Below are 263 nucleotides of genomic sequence, written 5' to 3'. Positions count from 1 at the left end.
TCGGTAACGATCAATGCTGCTCCGGCTACACCGACTGCACCGGTTGCTACTTTGGTTCAGCCAACGTGTTCGGTTGCTACAGGTTCAATAACAATCACTGCTCCAACAGGAACAGGTATGACGTATAGCATCAACGGAACGGCTTACCAAGCATCAGCTACCTTTACAGGTGTTACAGCAGGTACGTATTCAGTGACTGCTAAGAACGCTGCGGGTTGTATCTCGTCTGCGACTTCAGTAACCATAAACGCTGCTCCGGCTGC

Annotated in this window: 1 protein-coding gene; it reads left to right on the top strand. The window is 50.6% G+C overall.

Going from position 1 to position 263, the window contains the following annotated elements; all coding sequences use genetic code 11:
• The coding region (locus ACLI08_RS16390; protein WP_411429586.1) for a hypothetical protein at window positions 1-263 on the top strand (263 nt) is incomplete at both ends.

The organism is Flavobacterium sp. RNTU_13, assembly GCF_046614455.1.
GTDB lineage: Bacteria > Bacteroidota > Bacteroidia > Flavobacteriales > Flavobacteriaceae > Flavobacterium.
Note: the sequence above shows the minus strand (reverse complement) of the source record. Positions and strands in the feature narration are given on the sequence as shown.